This window comes from Rhizobacter sp. P3_B12, assembly GCF_056402895.1.
In genome coordinates, this window is sequence record NZ_JBFUGN010000274.1 from 1 (window position 1) to 6,732 (window position 6,732).

Annotated in this window: 7 protein-coding genes; 1 reads left to right on the plus strand and 6 read right to left on the minus strand. The window is 67.5% G+C overall.

Features of this window, described 5'->3' with window-relative positions; genetic code table 11:
• The 6 genes from AC1D01_RS15715 to queF form a co-directional block, all read right to left on the minus strand.
• Positions 1-1,058, minus strand: a 1,058-nt coding sequence (locus AC1D01_RS15715) for a PilT/PilU family type 4a pilus ATPase (protein ID WP_477867783.1), incomplete at its 3' end; no start/stop codon positions are given.
• Positions 1,059-1,128: 70 nt separating this feature from the next.
• The gene (gene dapD / locus AC1D01_RS15720; protein WP_477867785.1) at positions 1,129-1,953 is read right to left on the minus strand and encodes a 2,3,4,5-tetrahydropyridine-2,6-dicarboxylate N-succinyltransferase; all 825 of its coding nucleotides are present in this window, start codon (positions 1,951-1,953) and stop codon (positions 1,129-1,131) included.
• A gap of 13 nt (positions 1,954-1,966) precedes the next feature.
• The gene (dapC, locus tag AC1D01_RS15725) at positions 1,967-3,157 is read right to left on the minus strand and encodes a succinyldiaminopimelate transaminase (protein WP_477867787.1); all 1,191 of its coding nucleotides are present in this window, start codon (positions 3,155-3,157) and stop codon (positions 1,967-1,969) included.
• A 78-nt stretch (positions 3,158-3,235) separates the two neighbouring features.
• A complete protein-coding gene (locus tag AC1D01_RS15730; protein WP_477867789.1) occupies positions 3,236-3,538 on the minus strand; it encodes a type II toxin-antitoxin system RelE/ParE family toxin in 303 nt (100 codons plus the stop codon).
• Positions 3,535-3,765 carry an addiction module protein gene (locus AC1D01_RS15735; protein WP_477867791.1) on the minus strand — a complete coding sequence of 77 codons (231 nt, stop codon included), beginning with the start codon at positions 3,763-3,765 and terminating at the stop codon, positions 3,535-3,537. Before AC1D01_RS15735 ends, AC1D01_RS15730 begins: the two co-directional genes overlap by 4 nt.
• 72 nt (positions 3,766-3,837) lie before the next feature.
• On the minus strand, positions 3,838-4,275 hold the full coding sequence (gene queF / locus AC1D01_RS15740; RefSeq protein WP_477867795.1) for a preQ(1) synthase: 438 nt from the start codon (positions 4,273-4,275) through the stop codon (positions 3,838-3,840).
• Between the two features lie 222 nt (positions 4,276-4,497).
• Here queF and smc point away from each other — a divergent pair.
• A partial coding sequence (smc, locus tag AC1D01_RS15745) for a chromosome segregation protein SMC (RefSeq protein WP_477867793.1) occupies positions 4,498-6,732 on the plus strand: 2,235 nt, incomplete at its 3' end.

The window sequence follows — 6,732 nt, forward strand, 5'->3', positions numbered from 1 at the left end:
CACATCAGGTTGGTCGGCGAGTCGGAGAACGCGAGGCCCTCGTCGCGCGTGATCACGCCTTCGGTGATCAGGCGGGCGAGGTCGGACTCGAAGCTCTGCGAGCCTTCGGCCATCGATTTCTCCATCGCTTCCTTGACGCCGTTAAAGTCGCCCTGCTCGATCAGCTCGGACACGAGCTTGGTGTTCAGCAGCACCTCGACGGCCGGGCGGCGCCCGCCGGCCGTCGCGCGCACCAGCCGCTGCGAGACGATCGCGCGCAGGCCGGCGGCCAGATCGGCCAGCAGCGCGGGGCGCGATTCGGGCGAGTAGAACGACAGGATCCGGCCGAGCGCGTGGTAGCTGTTGTTCGCGTGCAGCGTCGAGACCACCAGGTGGCCCGACAGCGCGTACGAGATCGCCATCGTCATCGTCTCGCGGTCGCGGATCTCGCCGATGTAGATGCAGTCGGGGGCCTGGCGCAGCGCGTTCTTCAGCGCGACCTGCAGCGATTGCGTGTCGCGGCCGACCTCGCGCTGGTTCACGACCGAGCGCTTGTTGCTGAACATGAACTCGATCGGGTCCTCGATGGTCAGGATGTGGCCGGCGATCTGCTGGTTGCGCTGCTCCAGCATCGACGCGAGCGTGGTGCTCTTGCCGGTGCCGGTGGCGCCCACCATCAGGATCAGGCCGCGCTTCTCGAGCACCAGCGTGTTCAGCACCTGCGGCAGGTTCAGGGTGCCGAGTGCCGGGATGTCGTGCGGGATGCAGCGGAACACCGCGGCGATCGAGCCGCGCTGGCGGAATGCGCTGAGCCGGAAGCTGCCGACGCCCGACAGCCCGATGCCCACGTTCAGCTCGCCGGTGTCTTCCAGGTCTTCGAGCTGGGTCGGCGTGAGCAGCTCGGCCAGCAGCTGGCGGGGCTGGGTGGCGGTGAGCGGCTGGTCGCTCAACTGCAGGATCTGGCCGTTGATCTTGATCAGGATCGGCGTGTTGGCCGACAGGTAGACGTCGGAGGCGCCCTTGTCGGCCATCAGCCGCAGCACGCGTTCCATGTTGCCGCCGTTGGAGGCTGCTGTCATCGCTGTGTCCTTTCGGGACCTTGTTGAACGGAAGAAGGCATCATGGCACGCCGGCCGGCGGGTTCTGGCGTCAGGCGCGCAACAGTTCGTTGATGCTGGTCTTGGCTCTCGTCTGGGCGTCGACGCGCTTGACGATCACGGCGCAGTACAGGCTGTACTTGCCGTCGGCGCTCGGCAGGTTGCCGCTGACCACCACCGAGCCGGACGGGATGCGGCCGTAGCTGACTTCACCGGTCGCGCGGTCGTAGATCTTGGTGCTCTGGCCGATGTAGACGCCCATCGAGATGACCGAGTTCTCCTCGACGATCACGCCCTCGACCACCTCGGAGCGGGCGCCGATGAAGCAGTTGTCCTCGATGATGGTCGGGTTGGCCTGCAGCGGTTCCAGCACGCCGCCGATGCCGACGCCGCCCGACAGGTGCACGTTCTTGCCGATCTGGGCGCACGAGCCGACGGTGGCCCAGGTGTCGACCATCGTGCCTTCGTCGACGTAGGCGCCGATGTTGACGTACGACGGCATCAGGATCACGTTCTTCGCGAGGTAGCTGCCGTGGCGCGCGACGGCCGGCGGCACCACGCGCACGCCGGCGGCGCGCACTTCCTCGTCGCTGATGTTGGAGAACTTGGGTCTAACCTTGTCGAAGAAGGTGAGGTCGCCGGCATGCATCAGCTGGTTGTCGTTCAGGCGGAACGACAGCAGAACCGCCTTCTTGACCCATTGGTTGACCTTCCACTGGCCGACGCTCTCGCGTTCGGCGACGCGGATGCGGCCCTTGTTCAGGTCGGCGATCACCGATTCGACGGCCTCGCGCACCTCCGGCGAGTTGACGGCATTGATCTGGGCGCGGCCTTCCCAGGCGAGGTCGATGACGCTTTGCAGTTGCTGTTGGCTCATGGGGTTCTCGGGATCAGACGGACTTGACGAAGGAAACGATGCGCTGGGCGGCTTCGAGGCATTCCCCGACTTCGGCCACCAGGGCCAGGCGGATGCGGCCTGCCCCGGGATTCACACCTTGCGCCTCGCGCGCCAGCAGGCTGCCGGGCAGCACCGCGACATTGTATTGAGCCAGCAGGCCGCGGGCGAAGGCCACGTCGTCGCCACCGGGAACGGCGGCCCACAGGTAGAAGCCGGCGTCGGGCAGGCGCACGTCGAGCACCTCGGCCAGCAGCGGCGTGACCTGTGCGAACTTGCGGCGGTACTGCTCGCGGTTGTCGACCACGTGGGCCTCGTCGCGCCAGGCGGCGATGCTGGCCTGCTGCACCATCGGGCTCATCGCGCTGCCGTGGTAGGTGCGGTACAGCAGGAACTGCTTCAGCACGGCGGCGTCGCCGGCCACGAAGCCCGAGCGCATGCCGGGCACGTTGGAGCGCTTGGAGAGGCTGGTGAACACGACGAGGTTGCGGAAGTCGCGCCGGCCGAGCTGCATCGCGGCGTCGAGTGCGCCGAGCGGCGGGTCTTCGCGGAAGTAGATCTCGGAGTAGCACTCGTCGGAGGCGATCACGAAGCCGAAGCGCTCGCTCAGCTCGAACAGCCGGCGCCACTCGTCGAGCGGCATCACCGCGCCGGTCGGGTTGCCGGGCGAGCAGACGTACAGCAGCTGGGTGCGCGCCCAGACCTCGTCGGGCACCTGGGCCCAGTCGGCCGCGAAGTTGCGCGCCGGGTCGCTGTTGGCGAAGAAGGTCTGCGCGCCGGCGAGCAGCGCCGCGCCTTCGTAGATCTGATAGAACGGATTCGGGCAGACGACGGTGGCGCCGGGTCGGGTCGGGTCGACGAGGGTCTGGGCGAGGGCGAACAGGGCTTCGCGCGAGCCGTTGACCGGCAGCACCTGGGTGGCGGCATCGAGCGTGACGCCGTAGCGGCGCCCGGCCCAATCGGCGCAGGCCTGGCGCAGCGCGATGTCGCCGGCGGTGGCGGGGTAGCTGGCGAGGCCGCTGAAGTGGGCCGACAGCGCATCGAGGATCAGCTGCGGCGTGGCATGGCGGGGCTCGCCGATGCCGAGGCTGATGGGCTTGAAGGCCGGGTTCGGCGTGATGTCGCGGGTGAGGGCGCGCAGCCGCTCGAACGGATAGGGATGGAGCTTGCCTAGCAGCGGGTTCATTCCGCCGATTATCGGGGACGGCTCGATTCTTCTTGTTGTATGTCCGCGCGAGCAAGGGCGCGGATGGGCTGGTTGCGGTCAGGCGTCGCCCACGCGCGGGATCCAGTAGCCGGGTTGTCGACGATCGGGCGCAATGGCGAAGATGACGATCTCTTCGTTGAACTCGCCATAGACGACGGTGAACGGAAAGCCCTTGACCTTGGTACGCCGAACGCCTGCCGCGGCGGGGGCCCCGCTTTGCGGAAAGGACTGGATCAACGTGAATGAATCAGTGACGGCCCGAACGAACCGGATCCCGGTTCCCCGACGCTTGGCTTCGTAGTAGGACGACTCCCGAAGCAACTCGGCACGTGCCTCGTCGATCAGCCGCAGCAGCTTCAACGCAAGAGGCGTACAGCTTCTGCAATCACGTGATCGGCGTCGTGGAGCTTTGCTTCGCCGCGCTCGTAGCTGGCGACGCGACGCTCGATCTCCCTGCTCCAGGCCTCGTCGGCCGGTGACTCACCAGCTTCGTGCAACGACTCCAACAGCAAATCCAGAAGGCGCACACGCTCTTCGGGCGGCAATTCCTTGCCGCGTTCTGCGAGTTCTGTCACCAGATCCGCCATATGGGCCGCTCCTGAAGGTGATGGACAGTGTAGCGCCGTGCCCGTTGACCGGCCCCCGCCGCGCCGCAACGCTCAGATCAACCCCGTCTGCGCCCCATGCGAAGGCATCTGCACCACCGGCTGCGGCTTCCAGCCTTTCTTGCGGTGCTCCGCCACCACGTTGGTATAGATCCCGCCCCGCACGTACCACTTCGCGGTGATGCGGATGAAGCGCGGGTCGGTGGCCTTCACGATGTCGTCGAGGATGTCGTTCGTGACCTTCTCGTGGAACGCACCTTCATTGCGGTAGCTCCACATGTACATCTTCAGGCTCTTCAGCTCGATGCACAGCTTGTCGGCAACCATGTCGATCGTGAAGTGCGCGAAATCCGGCTGGCCCGTCAGCGGGCAGTGGCAGGTGAACTCGGGCACCTGGAMCTGGATCGCGTAGTCGCGCTTCGGGCTCGGGTTCGGGAACACGTCCAGCTGCTTGCTCGGCATCGACGGCGGCTTGGCAGGCGCCTCGCGCATGCGCAGCGGGGTGGTGGGCGGGGCGACTTTCGCGGACAACTTGGATACCTTGGCCATGGTGGGCGTCACGTTTTGAGAGGGTTTCGGCAGGCTGCCGCAAGAGGGCGCGATGGTATCATCGCGCCTCGCCAGAAGTCCGCGTACGCGTGGAATTCCCTAAATAAATCAATGACTTAGGCGACTCGTGGCACTCTCCGCCGCGGCCCGCCGGGACTGCTCCCCATGCGTCTGAACTCCATCAAGCTGTCGGGCTTCAAGTCATTTGCCGAGCCGACGCACTTCCAGCTGCCGGGCCAGCTGGTCGGCGTGGTCGGGCCCAACGGCTGCGGCAAGTCCAACATCATGGACGCGGTGCGCTGGGTGCTGGGCGAATCGAAGGCCAGCGAACTGCGCGGCGAATCGATGCAGGACGTGATCTTCAACGGCTCCGGCAACCGCAAGCCGGCCAGCCGCTCCAGCGTCGAACTGGTGTTCAGCAACGAGGACGCCCGCGCCGGCGGCCAGTGGAACCAGTTCACCGAGATCGCCGTCAAGCGCGTGCTCACCCGCGACGGCACCAGCAGCTACTACATCAACAACCAGCCGGTGCGCCGCCGCGACGTGCAGGACGTGTTCCTCGGCACCGGCCTCGGCCCGCGCGCCTACGCCATCATYGGCCAGGGCACCATCAGCCGCATCATCGAGAGCAAGCCCGAGGAGCTGCGGCTCTTCCTCGAAGAAGCCGCCGGCGTCTCCAAGTACAAGGAACGCCGCCGCGAGACCGAGAACCGGCTGAAGGACACGCGCGAGAACCTGACCCGCGTCGAAGACATCCTGCGCGAGCTGAACGCCAACCTCGACAAGCTCGAGAAGCAGGCCGAGGTCGCGTCGCGCTACCGCGGCCTGCAGGAATCCGGCACGCTGAAACTGCACCAGCTGTGGTTCCTGAAGCACCGCGATGCCGCCAGCGAACAGGAGCGCGTGAAGAAAGAGGTGCTGGAGGCCACCAACGGGCTCGAAGCCCGCATGGCCGAGCTGCGCCACGGCGAGGCCGAGCTCGAAACGATCCGCCAGGCCCATTACGCCGCGAGCGACGAGCTGCACACCGCGCAAGGCGCGCTGGCCGAGGCCTCGCTCGAGGTGAGCCGGCTCGAGGAACGCATCCGCTACGTGGTCGAAGGACGCCAGCGCGTCGAGCAGCGCCTGACCGAGCTGAAGGTGCAGAGCGAGCAATGGGCCGAGCGCTCGCAGCAGGCGCAAGACGAGCTGGAGCAGATCGCCGAGCAGATCGCCGCCGCCGACGAGCAGGCCGAGGTGCTGGCCGCGCAGGCCGAGGAGCAGGCCGGCAACCTGCCGCAGGTCGAAGACGCGGTGCGCGCCGCGCAGAACCGCAGCAACGAACAGCGCACCGCCGTCAGCGGCGTGCAGCAGCAGATCCAGGTGCTGGCCGCCGAGAGCCGCAACCTCGACGACCAGCGCCGCCAGTTCAACGCGCGCCGCGAACGGCTCGACGGCGAACGCCGCCAGCTTGCATCGCCCGACATGGCACGCCTGGCCGAGCTGAAGCTGCAATCGGCCGCGGCCGACGAACTGCAGGGCGTGGCTGACGCCCGCCTGCACGAGCTGCAGGAGCAGGTGCCGGCCCTCGACGAAGCGCGCCGCGAGACGCAGGAGCAGGTCAATGCGCAGGGTGGCCGGCAGGCCGACCTGAGCGCCCGTCTCGATGCGCTGCGCGCTCTGCAGGAGAAGGTGCAGACGGAGGGCAAGCTGAAGCCGTGGCTCGCCAAGCACGGCCTCGAAGGCCTGCAGGGCCTGTGGACGAAGATCCACATCGAGACCGGCTGGGAGACCGCGCTCGAAGCCGCGCTGCGCGAGCGCATCAACGCGCTCGAAGTGGGTCGCATCGAGACGGTGCGCGCCTTCGCGACCGATGCGCCGCCCGCCAAGCTGGCGTTCTACACGCCGCCGCAAGCGGCCATCTCCAACACCCACCAGACCCTGTCGAAGCTGAGCGACCTGCTGCGCCTGGGGAACCACGACCAGGCCGGCCTGAAGGCGCTGCTGAACGACTGGCTCGAAGGCGTCTACACCGCGTCGGACATCGACGAGGCGCTCGCCGCGCGCTCGAAGCTGACGCACGGCGAGGTCATCATGACCCGCGAGGGCCATGCTGTCAGCCAGTTCGCGGTCGCCTTCTACGCCCCCGATTCCGAGCAGGCCGGCATGCTGGCCCGCGCGCAGGAGATCGAGAACCTGGAGCGCCAGCTGAAGGCGCAGACACTGATCGCCGAGGAGTCGCGCAGCGCGCTGGTGCGGGCCGAGGCGGCCTATACCGATGCGTCGCAGCGCCTGGTCGGCACGCGCCGCGAAGCCGCCGAGACGCAGACCCGTGCGCACCAGCTGCATGTCGAGCTGCTGCGCCTGTCGCAGCAGGCCGAGCAGACCAGCGCGCGCCGCGAGCAGCTCGATGCCGAGCTC